14 protein-coding genes and 1 tRNA gene are annotated in these 14,870 nt (G+C 68.1%); 9 read left to right on the top strand and 6 right to left on the bottom strand.

Translation table 11 applies throughout. The features are described from left to right. Nucleotides 1-39: 39 nt before the first annotated feature. Entirely contained in the window at nt 40-723 is a 684-nt protein-coding gene (locus EO081_RS07685) for a squalene/phytoene synthase family protein (protein WP_129341257.1), read from the top strand. Between the two features lie 62 nt (nt 724-785). After that, nucleotides 786-1,247 (top strand): EF-hand domain-containing protein, encoded by a 462-nt coding sequence (locus EO081_RS07680; protein ID WP_129341256.1) that lies wholly within the window; start codon nt 786-788, stop codon nt 1,245-1,247. Here EO081_RS07680 and trmFO read toward each other — a convergent pair. Further along, a complete protein-coding gene (gene trmFO / locus EO081_RS07675) occupies nt 1,244-2,560 on the bottom strand; it encodes a methylenetetrahydrofolate--tRNA-(uracil(54)-C(5))-methyltransferase (FADH(2)-oxidizing) TrmFO (protein ID WP_240697577.1) in 1,317 nt (438 codons plus the stop codon). The genes EO081_RS07680 and trmFO overlap by 4 nt on opposite strands. A 103-nt stretch (nt 2,561-2,663) precedes the next feature. Between trmFO and EO081_RS07670 the strand changes: the two genes are divergently transcribed. Both EO081_RS07670 and EO081_RS07665 read left to right on the top strand, forming a co-directional pair. Then, a complete protein-coding gene (locus tag EO081_RS07670) occupies nt 2,664-3,110 on the top strand; it encodes a DUF488 domain-containing protein (RefSeq protein ID WP_129341254.1) in 447 nt (148 codons plus the stop codon). 258 nt (nt 3,111-3,368) lie between these two features. Beyond that, the gene (locus EO081_RS07665; RefSeq protein WP_129341253.1) at nt 3,369-3,584 is read left to right on the top strand and encodes a hypothetical protein; all 216 of its coding nucleotides are present in this window, start codon (nt 3,369-3,371) and stop codon (nt 3,582-3,584) included. Between the two features lie 52 nt (nt 3,585-3,636). Here the strand turns inward: EO081_RS07665 and EO081_RS07660 are convergent, their stop codons facing one another. The 4 genes from EO081_RS07660 to yaaA form a co-directional block, all read right to left on the bottom strand. Continuing rightward, complete coding sequence (locus tag EO081_RS07660; protein ID WP_129341252.1) at nt 3,637-3,984, bottom strand: DUF952 domain-containing protein; 348 nt, start codon at nt 3,982-3,984, stop codon at nt 3,637-3,639. Then, nucleotides 3,981-6,788: a DNA gyrase subunit A gene (gene gyrA / locus EO081_RS07655; protein ID WP_183947849.1), complete on the bottom strand. Its 2,808-nt coding sequence runs from the start codon at nt 6,786-6,788 to the stop codon at nt 3,981-3,983. Before gyrA ends, EO081_RS07660 begins: the two co-directional genes overlap by 4 nt. Nucleotides 6,789-6,890: 102 nt before the next feature. Then, nucleotides 6,891-7,589: an SDR family NAD(P)-dependent oxidoreductase gene (locus EO081_RS07650; RefSeq protein ID WP_129341251.1), complete on the bottom strand. Its 699-nt coding sequence runs from the start codon at nt 7,587-7,589 to the stop codon at nt 6,891-6,893. Further along, nucleotides 7,586-8,347: a peroxide stress protein YaaA gene (gene yaaA / locus EO081_RS07645; protein WP_129341250.1), complete on the bottom strand. Its 762-nt coding sequence runs from the start codon at nt 8,345-8,347 to the stop codon at nt 7,586-7,588. Before yaaA ends, EO081_RS07650 begins: the two co-directional genes overlap by 4 nt. Nucleotides 8,348-8,543: 196 nt before the next feature. Between yaaA and EO081_RS07640 the strand changes: the two genes are divergently transcribed. After that, entirely contained in the window at nt 8,544-9,803 is a 1,260-nt protein-coding gene (locus EO081_RS07640) for a tetratricopeptide repeat protein (protein WP_129341249.1), read from the top strand. A 79-nt stretch (nt 9,804-9,882) separates the two neighbouring features. On the opposite strand, the gene EO081_RS07635 is transcribed toward EO081_RS07640, so the two are convergent. Then, nucleotides 9,883-10,350: an Lrp/AsnC family transcriptional regulator gene (locus EO081_RS07635; protein WP_125962310.1), complete on the bottom strand. Its 468-nt coding sequence runs from the start codon at nt 10,348-10,350 to the stop codon at nt 9,883-9,885. A gap of 182 nt (nt 10,351-10,532) precedes the next feature. On the opposite strand from EO081_RS07635, the gene EO081_RS07630 reads away from it, so the two are divergent. The 4 genes from EO081_RS07630 to EO081_RS07615 all read left to right on the top strand — a co-directional run bounded on the left by EO081_RS07630 (nt 10,533) and on the right by EO081_RS07615 (nt 14,844). Beyond that, complete coding sequence (locus EO081_RS07630) at nt 10,533-12,236, top strand: histidine kinase dimerization/phospho-acceptor domain-containing protein (RefSeq protein WP_240697576.1); 1,704 nt, start codon at nt 10,533-10,535, stop codon at nt 12,234-12,236. A gap of 2 nt (nt 12,237-12,238) precedes the next feature. Beyond that, nucleotides 12,239-13,240 carry a polysaccharide deacetylase family protein gene (locus EO081_RS07625; RefSeq protein WP_183947847.1) on the top strand — a complete coding sequence of 334 codons (1,002 nt, stop codon included), beginning with the start codon at nt 12,239-12,241 and terminating at the stop codon, nt 13,238-13,240. A gap of 46 nt (nt 13,241-13,286) precedes the next feature. Further along, a tRNA-Ile gene (locus EO081_RS07620) sits at nt 13,287-13,362 on the top strand. A gap of 177 nt (nt 13,363-13,539) precedes the next feature. Next, nucleotides 13,540-14,844, top strand: coding sequence for a tyrosine-type recombinase/integrase (locus EO081_RS07615; protein ID WP_129341246.1), 1,305 nt, complete (start codon nt 13,540-13,542; stop codon nt 14,842-14,844). Nucleotides 14,845-14,870: the final 26 nt, after the last annotated feature.

Below are 14,870 nucleotides of genomic sequence, written 5' to 3'. Positions count from 1 at the left end.
AAGACGGGCTGAAGCATCATGGTTAACCAGGATACGGGAATGGAAAGCGCGCAGCCGGCGGGGCAGCAGCAAGAGGGACAGGCGGAACGCCACCTGGCGCTCACCTATGTGCCGGCGCGTCATCGACCGGCCATCGTCGCGCTGTTCGCACTCGACGATGCGCTGGCGGACATCGTGCGCACCACCAGCGAGCCGGCTATCGGACAGATGCGCCTGGTCTGGTGGCATGATGCGCTGGTCAAGCTCGACACCGCTCCGCCACCGGCCCAGCCGGTGCTTCAGGCCATCGCACGCGACCTGCTGCCCTCCGGCGCGCGCGGCAGCGATGCCGCTGCGATGATCGACGGCTGGGACGTGCTGATCGAGGAACCTGAACTCGATCGCGCTACGCTGCAGCGCTTCGGGGCCGGTCGTGGCGGTACGCTCTTTGGGCTCGCTGCCCGGGCCCTTGACCCCGCGGCACCTCTCGAGGCGGTGCGTGCCGCAGGCAGCGGGTGGGCGCTGGCAGACCTCGCAGGCGGATTGTCGAGTCCCCAAGAGGCAGAGGCGGCACGGGCTCTCGCGCTGGAACAGTTGCGGGGGGCGCTGGAGCAGCGATGGCCACGCGCTCTCCGGCCCCTTGGGATGCTCGCCCACTTCGCCCGGCTGGACATCGAACAGGTGCCGGCCGGCTCGCCTAAGCGGCTCGCGCGCGTCCTGTGGCATCGGTTAACCGGTCGTTAGGGCTGTTCGCGGCCTTCCTCGTACGATAGCCTCCCCGCCGAGACGTCAGGGCGGGGGCTGGTATGTGGCGGTACGGGGCAGGGGTCTTGTCGGCGTTGCTGCTGGCTGCGGGAGGCGTGGTGCTGTTCCGCGGCGCCGCCCAGACGGAGGCGCCGTTGCCGCAGCCGAAGCCGGCGCCTGCCGGCATGGCACCGCTGCCCCCCGCGCCTGTGGCAGTCCCCAGCGCCACGGCACGTACCCGCGAGGAGAAGCGGTTCGACCGGTATGACAAGGACCGCGACGGTCGCGTCACCCGCGAGGAATATCTCGCCAGCCGCCGCAAGGCCTTTGCCAAGCTCGACGTGAACCGGGACGGGCAGCTCTCGTTCGACGAATGGGCGGTCGCCACCACCACCAAGTTCGCCAAGGCGGATGCCGATCGCTCGGCGACGCTCGACGCGGCCGAGTTCGCGACCACCGCAATCCCGCGCAAACCCGCCGCCCGCTGCGCCTGTCCCGCGCCGCGAGCGGAAGCAGAGGATTAGGCCGGCATCCATTCCGCAAGCGCAGCACGCGCACGCGTGGTGTACATCTTCTTGCGATCGGCCTTCTTGGTCCGGCCTTCGATCGGCGGGAACAGGCCGAAATTGACGTTCATCGGCTGATAGGTCTCTGCCTCGGCGCCGCCGGTGATGTGGCCGAGCAGCGCGCCCAGCGCCGTCTCGGGCGGGGGCGGGGGAAGATCTTTGCCGGCCAGCTCGGCCGCCGCGAAGCGCCCCGCCATCAGGCCGATCGCGGCGCTCTCGACATAGCCCTCGCAGCCCGTGATCTGCCCGGCGAAGCGCAGGTGGGGATGGGCCTTCAGCCGCAGCGTCGGATCGAGCAACTCGGGCGAGCGGATGAAGGTGTTGCGGTGCAGCCCGCCCAACCGCGCGAACTCGGCGTTCTCCAGACCGGGAATGGTGCGAAACAGGCGTACCTGCTCCGCGTGCTTGAGCTTGGTCTGGAAGCCGACGATGTTCCACAGCGTGCCCTGGGCATTGTCCTGGCGCAGCTGCACGACCGCATAGGGCCAGCGACCGGTGCGCGGATTGTCCAGCCCGACCGGCTTCATCGGCCCATAGCGCAGCGTGTCGACGCCGCGTTCGGCCATCACCTCGATCGGCATGCACCCTTCGAAATAAGGGACGTTCTCCCACTCGCGGTACTCGGTCTTCTCGCCGGCGAGCAGTGCCGCATGGAAGGCCAGATACTGGTCCTTGTCCATCGGGCAGTTGATATAGTCCTTGCCGCCCTTGTCCCAGCGCGCGGCCATCCAGGCGACGTCCATGTCGACGCTGTCGAAGTGGACGATCGGCGCGATCGCGTCGAAGAAGGCGAGGGCCTCGCTGCCGGTGGCGCCGCCGATGCTCTCGGCCAGGCCCGGCGCGGTCAGCGGACCGGTGGCGACGATCGTCGGCCCGTCTGCGGGCAGCGTGTCGATCCGCTCGCGCACGATCGTGATGTTGGGGTGTGCTTCCAGCGCAGCCGTCACGCCGGCGGAGAAGCCGTCCCGGTCCACTGCGAGCGCGGAGCCGGCGGGCACGCGGTGTTCGTCGCCCTTGCCCATGATGAGTGATCCCAGCGCCCGCATTTCCGCGTGCAGCAGTCCCACCGCGTTGCTCTCCGCATCGTCGGAGCGGAAGCTGTTCGAGCAGACCAGCTCGGCCAGCCCGTCGCTCTGGTGCGCGGGCGTGCAGTCACCACTGCCGCGCATCTCCGAAAGGCGCACCCGGAAGCCGGCCTGTGCCAGCTGCCAGGCGGCCTCGGATCCGGCCAGACCGCCGCCGATGATGTGGATCTGATGCGATTGGGTCACGAACGTCTCGAAAGCTGCTAGGAAAGGGGAGGCGGCCGGCGCCGCGATTGGCGGCTGCCTAGCCGATCCGCGCGCAGCTGGACAGCCGCAACGAGGGACCGGCATGCCAGACGCAGCGCAGACGATCTACACCATCGGCTATGAGGGAACGACCATGGCCGAGTTCCTGGCCGCACTGCAGGCCGCAGGCGTCCGCCGGGTGATCGACGTGCGCGCGCTGCCGCTCTCCAGGCGCCCCGGCTTTTCCAAGTCTTCGCTCGCCCCCCATCTGGCGGAAGTCGGCATCGACTATCGCCACCTGAAGGCACTCGGCACGCCCAAGCGCGGGCGCGACGCCGCGAAGAAGGGCGACGTCGCCACCCTGCGGGAGGTGTACCACCATCAGCTGGAGCTGCCGGAGGCGCAGGCGCAGGCGGCGATGATGCTGGCGCTGACGGCGGAGCTTCCATCGGCGCTGCTCTGCTACGAGCGCGATCCCGGCCACTGTCACCGTACCCTCCTGCTTCGAGCGGAGGCCGGCGACGCACGGGTCGTCGATTTGGTTCCGTGATGCCGGAACCAAGCGGCGGATTGGCCGTTGCTCGGCTCGTGGGGGAAGTGTCTCGCCCTTTTTGGCAGGAACGAACGCCGCGCAGGAAGTGCGCAGGCGGAGGGTTCGCCGCATGCGGAGACCGGCAGCGATGGCGTCCTATTCCATTTTGACGATCCGCGTCCCGAGAGTACCAGGCAAGCGAGATAGAAACGAACCGGCTCGAACCGGCTTCGAAGGATAGGATCGGGGCACCGAAAGGTGCTCCCGAAGGGCACGATGAACGACGTCGAAGACAACGAGTATTTCTACGAACGCGCCGAAGCGGAACTGAAGCTGGCGCAGAATGCCGAGCATCCCGCCGTGGTGAAGGCGCACTACCTGCTGGCCGGCTATTATCTGGACCGCGTGTACGGCCCCGGCGACGCCCAGCACACGCCAGCGGTGCCGCTGCCTCCGTCGGGAGAGCCGCTGGCCACCCCCGAGGCTCCATAGGCGCCGCTATGCGGCCGGGTAGGTCCCGGCGGTGGCACCCGCCGGGGAACGCTCAGCCGGTAACAGGCAGCCGCACGCTGCCGTCCTGCTCGCGTTCGAGCGGTGAGTAGGCAACCACCGTGTCGAGCGTCAGCTTGCCATAGAGGTGCGGGAAATCCTCGCCACCGCGCGACGGCTCCCAGCGGACCGAGTCGCCCAACGCCTCGAGATCCACCTCGGCGACCCACAGCCCGGTCTGCCCGGCGAAGTGCTTGTCCACCGTCTCCGTCAGCTGCGCTGCGGTGGACAGGTGGATATAGCCGTCCAGCTGATCGATGGGAGCGCCGGCAAAGCTGCCCGCCTCCAGCGTCGCCATCTGCTCGGCCGTCAGCACCTTGAACGCTGCCGTGGGTCTCGTCATTCCTCGCCGCTCCCGTCGTCTTCCTCGATCCGCTCGGGCAGGGTGTCCGGACCGGTGCCATCGTCGAGCTGGATCGCCTCTTCGGGCGAACCCGTCGGCACGGTCGCACGCTCCTCGGCCACGATCGCCTCGGCCTCGTTCTCCGGCTCTTCCTCCTCGTCGATGCGGGCGGCGGAGACGACATGCTCCTGCGCTGCGACATGGAACAGGCGGACGCCCTGGCTGGCGCGGCCGGTCACGCGGGTATCGCCCACCGACATGCGGATCAGCTTGGCCTGATCGGTCACCAGCATCAGCTGCTCGCCCGAGCTCGCCGGGAAGCTCGCGACGACAGGACCGTTGCGATCGGAGGTGACGATGTTGGTGATGCCCTGGCCGCCGCGGTTGGTGCGGCGATATTCGTACGCCGAGGTGCGCTTGCCATAGCCGTTGGCGGTGACGGTCAGGATGAACTGCTCCGCCGCCTCGAACTCGGCCATGCGCTCGGGAGAGAGGGTGACCTCGCGATCGCCTTCCTTCCACGGTGCCGCCTTGAGATAGGCGTCGCGCTCCTCGGTGGTGGCGTGGAAGCCGCCCAGGATCGACAGCGAGATCACCTCGTCGTCCTTGGCCAGGCTGACGCCGCGCACGCCGGTGGAGGTGCGGCTCTGGAATTCGCGCACGTCGGTGGCGGCGAAGCGGATCGCCTTGCCGCACTTGGTCGCCAGCAGCACGTCGTCGGTCTCGGTGAGCAGCGCCACGCCGATCAGACGGTCGTTGCTTTCCTCGTCGAAGCGCATCGCGATCTTGCCGGCGGTGGGCACGTTGGTGAACGCGTCCATCGAGTTGCGGCGCACCGTGCCGTTGGCGGTCGCGAACATGACGTGCAGGTCGGACCAGCTGTCCTCGTCCTCCGGCAGCGGCAGCACGGTGGAGATGGTCTCGCCCGCCGCCAGCGGCAGCAGGTTGATCATCGGCCGGCCGCGGGTGGCGGGGCCGCCCTCCGGCAGGCGCCACACCTTCATCCGATAGACCTTGCCGGCGGTCGAGAAGAACAGCACCGGCGTGTGGGTGGAGGTGACGAACAGCGAGGTGACCGCATCCTCGTCCTTGGTCGCCATGCCGGCGCGGCCCTTGCCGCCGCGCTTCTGCGCGCGGAAGGTATCGAGCGGCGTGCGCTTGATATAGCCCTGCATGGTCACGGTGACGACCATGTCCTCGCGCTCGATCAGGTCCTCGTCGTCGATGCCGTCGACGGCGTTGGCGATCTCGGTCCGGCGCGGCGTGGCGAACTCGGCACGCACCTGCACCAGCTCGCCGCGCATCACCGCATAGAGCTTGGCGCGGTTGCCCAGGATCTCGAGCAGCTCGGCGATCGAGTCCGCCAGCTTCGACAGTTCGTCGCCAATCTCGTCGCGGCCGAGCGCAGTCAGGCGATGGAGGCGCAGGTCGAGGATCGCGCGAACCTGTGCGTCCGACAGGCGATAGGTGTCGCCGGTGACCTCTGCCTCCACCGCCTCGACCAGGCGGATATAGGGCGCGATCTCGGCGATCGGCCATTCGCGCGCCAGCAGCGAGGCGCGCGCGGCGGCCGGGTTGGCGGCGCCGCGGATGATGCGCACCACCTCGTCGAGGTTGGTGACCGCGATCACCAGGCCCAGCAACAGGTGAGCACGGTCGCGCGCCTTTGCAAGTTCATACTTCGACCGGCGGGTGATCACCTCCTCGCGGAAGGAGATGAACGCGTCGATGATGTCCTTGAGGTTGAGCAGTTCCGGGCGGCCGCCGCGGATCGCCAGCATGTTGGCGGCGAAGCTCGACTGCGCAGGCGTGTGCCGCCACAGCTGGTTGAGCACCACGTCGGGGGTCGCGTCGCGCTTCAGGTCGATGACGATGCGGACGCCCTCGCGGTTCGATTCGTCGCGAATGTCGCTGACGCCCTCGATCCGCTTGTCCTTGGCCGCCTCGGCGATCTTCTCGACCAGCCCGCTCTTGCCGACCTGGAACGGAATCTCGGTGAGCACGATCGAGCGGCGTTCGCCGCGCGCTTCGGTCGTGTAGCGCGAGCGCAGGATGATCGAGCCACGGCCCCCGGCATAGGCGGCACGGGCACCGGCGCGGCCCAGCATCAGCGCACCGGTCGGGAAGTCCGGGCCCGGCACGATCTCGGACAGCTCCTCGACCGTCACCGGCTCGCCGCCCTCGACTGCGCGGTCGATGGTGAGCAGGCAGGCGTCGATCACCTCGCCAAGATTGTGCGGCGGAATGTTGGTCGCCATGCCGACGGCGATACCGCCCGCGCCGTTGACCAGCAGGTTGGGGAAGCGCGCCGGCAGCACCGACGGCTCGCGCTCCGACCCGTCATAGTTGGGGACGAAGTCGACCGTGTCCTTGTCGAGGTCGTCGAGCAGGAAGGCGGCGGCGCGGTGGAGGCGCGCCTCGGTGTAGCGCATCGCCGCGGGCGGATCCGGGTCCATCGAGCCGAAGTTGCCCTGACCGTCGATCAGCGGCACCCGCATCGACCAATCCTGGGTCATGCGCGCCAAGGCGTCGTAAATCGCCGTGTCGCCGTGCGGGTGGTATTTACCGATCACATCACCGACGATGCGCGCCGATTTGCGATAGGGGCGGTTGTAGTGGAAGCCGCTCTCGTTGGCCGAAAACAGGATGCGCCGGTGCACCGGCTTCAGGCCGTCGCGCACGTCGGGAAGCGCGCGAGAGACGATCACGCTCATCGCATAGTCGAGATAGCTCGACCGCATCTCGTCGACGATGGAGACGGGGGAAATGTCGGAAGGGTCCGCGAGGCGAATCTCGTCGGTCAAGGCGTCCTGCTTTCGGGAAGATTGAAATCCGGTGCCCTGACTAGCGGGCAGAGGCTCCTATGCCAAGCCGCGCGCACGCGTGCGCGTACGCGAGGGCGAAGATCAGAACGGAATTTCGGCGCCGTCCCACGCGAAGAATTTGCCGTTGTCCTTCGGCTTCAGCTCTTCGATGACGTCGAGCAGCTGCAGCGCGGCGCGATCGGGTGCGAACAGGCTGCCGCGTGCGACATTGCCTTGGAACGGCTTCGACAGCGCACTGTCCACCGTGCCGGGGTGGAGCCCGACGACGATCGCGCGCGGGCTCTGCCGCTTCGCCTCGATCGCGGCGTTGCGCAGGAGCATGTTGAGCGCCGCCTTGGCCGCGCGATACCCGTGCCAACCGCCCAGGCCATTGTCTCCGATCGAGCCGACGCGCGCGGAGAGCGCAGCGACCACAGGCTCGCCGGTTTTCGGGAGCAGCGGGAGGAAATGCTTAAGCACCAGCGCCGGCCCGATCGCGTTGATCGCAAAGCTGCGCGCCAGCCATTCGGCGTCGAGTTCCTTGAAGCCGCGCTCGGGCATGCGGTCGCCCTCGTGCAGCAGGCCGGTGGCGATCAGGATCAGCGTGGGGGCAGGGCCGGCGGCGACCCGTGCGGCCGCCGCCGCGATGCTCGCCTCGTCCAGGACGTCGAGATGATCGGCGCCGGGACGCGAGCGGCCGAAGCCCCACACCTTGTCGTACGCCGCTTCCTCGACCAGCGCACGCTCCAGCGCGCCGCCGATTGCGCCGGAGGCACCGATCACGACTGCCGCGCCGCTCATGCGCGGGTAAACCGCCAGCGGGTGTCGGTGCTTTCGGCCGCGTCGAAGCGGTAGCCGTCGCTGTCGAAGCCGCGCATCGCGTCCACTTCGGTGATCCGGTGCTCGCACATCCAGCGCGCCACCATGCCCCGCGCCCGCTTCGCGTGGAAGCTCAGGAAGCGGGGGCCGTCCGGTCCCGGCTCGCGGAAATCGACGTCGATCACGCGGATCGTCTCCGGCAGCTTGCCCGCCACCGCTTTCCAATATTCCTGGCTGGCGAGGTTCAGGATCACGTCCGATCCCTCTGCCGCAACATCTTCTGCGAGCAGATCGGCGATCCGATCCTTCCACCAGTCGTACAGCGTCTTGGCCGAGCCCGGGGCCCAGCGCGTGCCCATCTCGAGCCGATAGGGCCGCATGGCGTCGAGCGGGCGCAGCAGGCCGTAGAGGCCCGACAGGATCCGCAGGTGATCCTGCGCGAAGTCGATCGCGGCCGCATCCAGTGTCGTCACTTCGAAGCCGGTGTAGACATCGCCGGCAAAGGCATGGATCGCCGGCCGCTCCGGCGCTTCCGCAAAGTCGCGGAAGCGTGCAGCATTCAACTCCGCGAGCTTGGGCGAGATGTGCATCAGGGCGCCGAGCCGTTCGGCGCCAAGCGACCTGGCCCCCTTCGCAAGCGTCTGCGCCTCCCTTGCCAGACGGGGCACGCTGGGCGCGCTGCTCGCGGGAACGGGGCTGTCGTAGTCGAGCGATTTTGCGGGAGAAATAACGGCGATCATTGGCCGGCTGCCTAGCCGCCATCCGCAAGCGGGTCAAAAAATCTCGGCAGAGCGCAGGCCCCGGGATCGCCTCCGTTCAATCCGCGTTCACCCGCGGAAGGGCATCCGTCCGGATGGCCGCTGCGACTTGTCTGGCGTATCTGCGCAACTTACAGACGGTCCGAGGCGCGTGCGCACAGCATCAGGAGAGTTCCGAATGGGTTTCGTTTCGAAGTCGGCGCTTGCCGCGGTTCTTGCTCTGGGAGCGGCAGCGCTGACGGCGGCCCCTGCCGAGGCCCAAAAGAAGAAGAAGGAAGAGGCTGCGAAGGTCCAGATCAACGAGGCGTTCCGCACCGCAGCCGTCGCGGGCGAGACGGCGGCGAAGGCAGGCGACATTGCGACCGCAAAGGCGCGCCTGGCCGAGGCGGATGCAGCCGCAACCTCCGACATCGAGAAATTCTATGCAGCCAACCTGCGCCTGCAGGTGGCCCAGGCGGCCAAGGACAATGCGCTGCTCGCGACCGCGATCGATCAGATGATCGCAAACCCGAACACGCCGGCCGAGCAGCAGGCGACGCTGAACTACAACCGCGGCATCCTGGCGCTGAACGCGAAGGACAAGGCGGCGGCGCGCCAGTATTTCCAGCGCGCCAAGCAGCTCGGCTACAACGACCCCGAATATGACTTGCGCATGGCGAGCCTCGAGCTCGACGGCGGCAGTGTCGACCAGGGTATCGCCGCGCTCGACAAGGCCGTTCAGGCGAAGGTGGCAGCCGGGCAGCCGGTGCCGAACGACTGGTACAACCTGGCGATCTCGCAGCTCTACAAGGCGAACAAGCCGGCAGAGACCGCGGCCTGGATGCGCCGTCAGCTCAAGGATTATCCGACCGCGACCAACTGGCGCAAGGCGCTGATCCTGTTCCGCGACCGTGCGGACCAGGGCCGCGCGCTCGGTGGTTCGGCACGCCTCGACACCTTCCGCCTGATGCGGGAGGCCGGTGCGCTGACCGACCAGGCCGAGTTCGGCGAATATGCGCAGCTCGCCCAGGACCTCGGTCTGCCGTACGAGACCGTGGCGGTGATCGACCAGGGCCGCGCCGCCGGCAAGATCCCGGCATCGGCCACCCAGTACAACGCGCTGAAGACGGAGGCGCAGGCCGGCATCCGTGCCGAGGGCTCGCTGTCGTCGCTCGACGCCAAGTCGCGCTCGGCTGCCAACGGCAAGCTCGCCGCCGGCACCGCCAACGCATACCTCGCCAACGGCGATGCGGCCAAGGCGGCGGAGTTCTTCCAGCTCGCCCTGCAGAAGGGCGGCGTCGACCAGGACGAGGTCAACACCCGTCTCGGCATCGCGCTCGCCAAGAGCGGTCGTCGCGACGAAGCCAAGGCGGCCTTCGCCAAGGTGACCGGCGCGCCGCGCAACGAGCTCGCGGCCTTCTGGACGCTGTGGCTGGACTCGCCCAAGACCGCGGGCTGAACGAACACGGGCGGCAGGTTATCCTGCCGCCCGTTTTGTCCGGAATGGAAGAAGGGCCGTGCGACTGTGTCGCGCGGCCCTATTCCGTTGGCACCGGGATCCCGGGCAGCTGCTTGGACGTGCGGATCGTCAGCGACGTCTTGACGCTGCTGACATTGTGGGCGGTCGTCAGCCGCGTGGTGAGGATGTCCTGGAACGCCTTGAGGTCGGTCGCGACGATCTTCAGGATGAAGTCGATCTCGCCGTTGAGCATGTGGCATTCGCGCACCTCGGGGATGCCGGCGACATGTGCCTCGAACGCCGCCAGGTCACTCTCGGCCTGGCTGCGCAGGCTTACCAGTGCGAACACCGTGATGGTGTAGCCCAGCTGTGCCGGGTTCAGCGCCGCGTGATAGCCGCCGATCGTTCCCGACTCTTCCAAGGCGCGGACGCGGCGCAGGCAGGGCGGTGCCGTCAGGCCGACACGTTCTGCGAGTTCGACGTTGGTCATCCGGCCGTCCTCCTGAAGCAGCGACAGGATTTGACGGTCGATACGGTCGAGAACCATGGAAGGGGCAACTCCGGGAATCTGATACAAGGAAAAAGGATTCGGTGCGCCTCCTATAAGATAATTACACGCCAAAGCAATTGTCCCACAATGTTACGGACGCAAAATGTCTGTACCCGAACGGCTTTTCCCGGCGTAAGGAGATGCGGCAGGCGCGAACGGCGCCGGGGATCAGGTGGCGCGTGCGGTTCGACGATACTCTTCAAACGGTGCTCACCACGGACCTCAGCCATCCGCAGGCCCGTCAGTCGGCGTGGCGGCAGCTCGTCGACCTGATCGGCCGACGCCGCGCCTCCGCCGATCCGCGAGCGATCGCATTGCTTGCCGACATTCGCGACGCGGTGCCGCAGGCGGTGCGCGCGGCGAGCGCACGGGCCCTCGTCTTCGCGAACCCGCCGGCGACGCTGGTCCGGCTGCTCGCCGAAGATACGCTCACCGTCGCCGCTCCCGTGCTCGCGAGCGCCCGTCTGGAGGCTGCGGAATGGGTGGCGCTGCTTCCCGATCTTACCCCTTCCACCCGCTCGGTGCTCCGCAACCGCCGCGACCTGCCCGCCGAAGTGGAGCGGGCGCTGGCAAGCTTCGGACCAGCCGACATGGTGTTGACCGACCAGAGCGCCGTGGAGGTCAGCACCGCGCAGGCAACGGCCGCACCCGAAGCGCCGGCACAGCTTGCGGAGGCGGCGCTGACGCCCGCGCGGAATGCCGAGCCGGTTGAAGCCGTTTTGGCTCCCGTGCCAGAGGCAGAGGCCGAGGCCCCGGCGGCAGTACCGGAAGGACCGTTCCGCATCGCCGACGTGGTGGCGCGGATCAACGCCTACCAGCGCCAGGCCGATAGCAAGCCCCGCCGTCCGGCCGCAACTCCTGGGGTTGTCACCAGCTTCCGGTTCGAAACCGACAGCCGCGGCGTGCTCTCCCGTGTCGATGGCGTCGAGCGGGGGCCGCTGCTCGGCCTCTCGCTCGCCCGCGCCGGCGAAACCGGATTGGCGCAGATCGACGGGGTGCCCGGCGGTGCCCTTCGCCGTCGTGCAGCCTTTTCGAACGCGCGACTGCAAATTGGCGGCAGCAGCGATGCCGCGGGCGACTGGCGCATTTCGGGCGTGCCGAGCTTCGATCCTGCATCGGGGCGATTCATCGGCTACCGGGGCTCGGCACGGCGCCCTCGTGCCGACGAACGGGCGGAGCCTGCACCCGCGGCTGCGCCTTCAACCGCCGATTCGCTCCGGCAGCTGGTGCACGAACTGCGCACCCCGGCCGGAGCGATCTCCAGCTTTGCCGAGATGATCGAGGCACAGATGCTCGGCCCGGTCCCGTCGGTCTATCGCGGGCAGGCCGGCGTGATCCGGCAGCAGGCGCGGGATCTCCTAGGCGTCATCGACGATCTCGATCTCGCCGCTCGCATCGAGGAGGACGCGCTCGATCTGCGCCCGGGCACGGTGCCGCTTGCGCCGCTGCTCGCGGAAATCGCCGGCGAGCTGGCGCCGCTCGCGGACCTGCGCGGCGCCTCTGTGTCTGTGGAGGGTGTCTACGCCGTGGTGCGCGGGGACCGCCGCGCGGTGGAGCGGCTGCTTTCCCGCTTGCTGGCGACCTTGGTCTCGGCCGCCCAAGCCGGTGAGACGGTGCGCGTGGAGGCGCTTGCCGAAGCACGCGAGGCACCGTTGCTCGCTTTCGCCCGACCCGCTTCCTTGGATGCCTATCCGGGGGATGCGCTGCTCGCGATCGACGACGAGGGCGAGGATACGGCGCTGCTGGGCACCGGTTTCGCGATGCGCCTGGCGCGCAATCTCGCCAAGGAACTCGGCGGTGCGCTGCTGTTCGAACGCGAGCGACTGATCCTGCGGCTGCCCTCTGCGGAGAACGTCCCCCTGGGGCAGGCGCACGGCGGCTGATCGTGGCGGTGCCGACGGTCTTCCATCCGCCGGCGCCCGCTCCCGAGGCGTTGGTCCGGTGGCCGGATGCCTTCGGGACGCGCTTCACGCTCTTCGTCGATACCGAGGAGGAGTTCGACTGGTCCGCCGGATTTCGCCGGGACGGCTTCACCACCAGCGCCATGGCCGCGGTGCCCGAAGCGCACCGGCGCTTTTCCGAGCGCGGCATCGGTCTCGTCTACCTAGTCGACTACCCCATCGCGCGCGATCCAGCGGCAGTCGCGTTCCTGCAAGAGCCGCTGGCCGACGGCCGGTCCGAGGTCGGCGCGCAGCTCCACCCCTGGGTGACACCTCCGTTCGAGGAGAGGGTGAGCGTTTCCAACAGCTTCGCAGGTAATCTTACCGAAGCGGTGGAAGCTGCAAAGCTCGACCGGCTGGGCCATGCGATCGACCGCGCGTTCGGCCGCCCCCCTCGGGCTTATCGCGCCGGGCGCTATGGTCTGGGACCGCATACGCTCCGTCTCCTCGCCGCCCGCGGCTACCGCGTGGACACGTCGATGCGCGCGACGTTCGATTATTCCCGGGAAGGCGGCCCCGACTACAGCGGTATCGGCAACGCGGCGTTCCGCACTGGCCCGCACCAGACGCTTCTGGAACTGCCGTTCACCACCATCTTCACGGGCCGCCTGAGGCGACGGGGTGGCGTCTTGCACAAGCGGCTCGCGCGGCTACCCCGCGGCACAGCCATCGCTGCCAGGCTGGGCCTGTTGAACCGGGTTCCGTTGACGCCCGAGGGTGTATCCCGATCGGAGGCGCTGGAGGCCATCCGCGTTTCGGTTGGAGAGGGGCTGCGGCTGCTGAACTTTGCCTTCCACTCGCCGTCGCTGGTGCCCGGACACACCCCCTATGTCCGGGACGCGGCCGATCTGCGGCGCTTCTGGGCGTGGTGGGAAGGCGTCCTCGACCTGCTCGATCGCCTGAACGTTCGCCCGGCCACCGTCGACGAGGTGCTGCAGGCGGCATAGCCCGCTTGCAGGAAGGCCCAGCCCTCCGCTATCGCAGCCGTGCTGTGGGCCTGTAGCTCAATGGTTAGAGCTGGCCGCTCATAACGGCTAGGTTGCGGGTTCGAGTCCTGCCGGGCCCACCAGCGTCCCTTATCATGTCTTCCATATGTTCTCACCTCACGATAGAGGTGGGACATGGAAGACGGCGGGCGTTTCTCATTCGTTCTCATGCCTTCTCACCCCTCGGCGGTGAGTTTGGGGGTATCGATGGGGGTATCCAGCCGGGAGGGGGTATCGGATACCCCCAGAGAGGGCGTTCCATGCCGCTGACGGCCGTCGAGGTCCGCAACGCGAAGCCCGATCCCACGCGCGACTACAAGCTGACAGATGGGGGCGGGCTCTACCTGTTCGTGACCCGCAAGGGCGCGCGTTCCTGGCGCCTGAAATACAGGTTTGGGGGGAAGGAGAAGGTCGCGACCTTCGGGCTTTATCCGGAGGTGTCGCTGGCCGACGCACGAGAGCGGCGCGAGGCGGCGCGGCGCATGCTGCGCGAGAACAAGGATCCGGTGGCCGAGGCGGAGCGCCAGCGCCAGGAGGCGATCGCGGCGGCTGGCGCTACCTTCCAGGCCGCAGCGCTCGCCTGGCACGAGGACGAGAAGGCCCGGTGGTCGCCTGCGCAGGCGCTGCTGGTGATGCGCGCGCTGAAGCGCGACGTGCTGCCGGAGCTCGGCAAGCGGCCGGTCAGCGAAATCACGCCGCCCGAGGTTTTGAAGACGCTGCGCAAGATCGAGAAGCGCGGCGCGATCGAGACCGCCAAGCGCGTGCTCGGCTACATGTCGGGCGTGTTCGAGCGCGCGATCGGCGAGCACCTGATCGAGGTGAACCCGGCTGCCAAAGTCGGAAAGGCTCTCAAGCCCACGCCCAAGGGCTCGAAGCAGCCGGCGATCACCGACCTCGCGGAACTTATCAAGCTACAGCAGGTGGTTGATCGCTCAACCTCAAGCGCCGTGACGAAGATCGCGTCGCGGCTGGTCGCGCTGACTGCGGTGCGCATCGGCGTGCTGCGAACCGCGACGTGGGACGAGTTCCACGGCATCGACTGGGATCAGCCCGACGCACCCGCGCCTGACGCGACCTGGCGAATCTCCGCGGAGCGAATGAAGCTCGACCTTGAGGACAAGGGCGACGAGGCGTTCGATCACGATGTGCCGCTGCCGGCCGCCGCCGTCGATAACCTCCGCGCGCTGCGCGTGATCACTGGCCGCTGCCGGCTGTTGTTTCCGGGCGGGCACTCCTCGCGCACACCCATGAGCGACAGCGCCGTCAGCTCGCTCTACAAGCGCAAGGGCTATCAAGGGCGCCACGTCCCGCACGGCTGGCGCGCGGCATATTCCACGCTGATGAACGAGTGGGCGCATGAACACGGCCGCGAGGGTGACCGGCTGGTGATTGATCTTATGCTCGCGCACCGGCCAAACGGCATGTCGGGATCGGAGTTCGCGTACAATCGGGCGAAGTTCACCCGTCGGCGGCGCGAGTTGGCGGAGGTTTGGGCAACTATGATCACCGCCGATCTGCCGTCTGCCTTCACGCTTGTCGAAGGGCGGCGTCCTTCTGGATCGTAGACAAATGAACAAGCTGTCCAGAATGG

Origin of the sequence: Sphingomonas desiccabilis (assembly GCF_004135605.1) — a bacterium.
Classification (GTDB): domain Bacteria; phylum Pseudomonadota; class Alphaproteobacteria; order Sphingomonadales; family Sphingomonadaceae; genus Sphingomonas; species Sphingomonas desiccabilis.
Note: the sequence above shows the minus strand (reverse complement) of the source record. Positions and strands in the feature narration are given on the sequence as shown.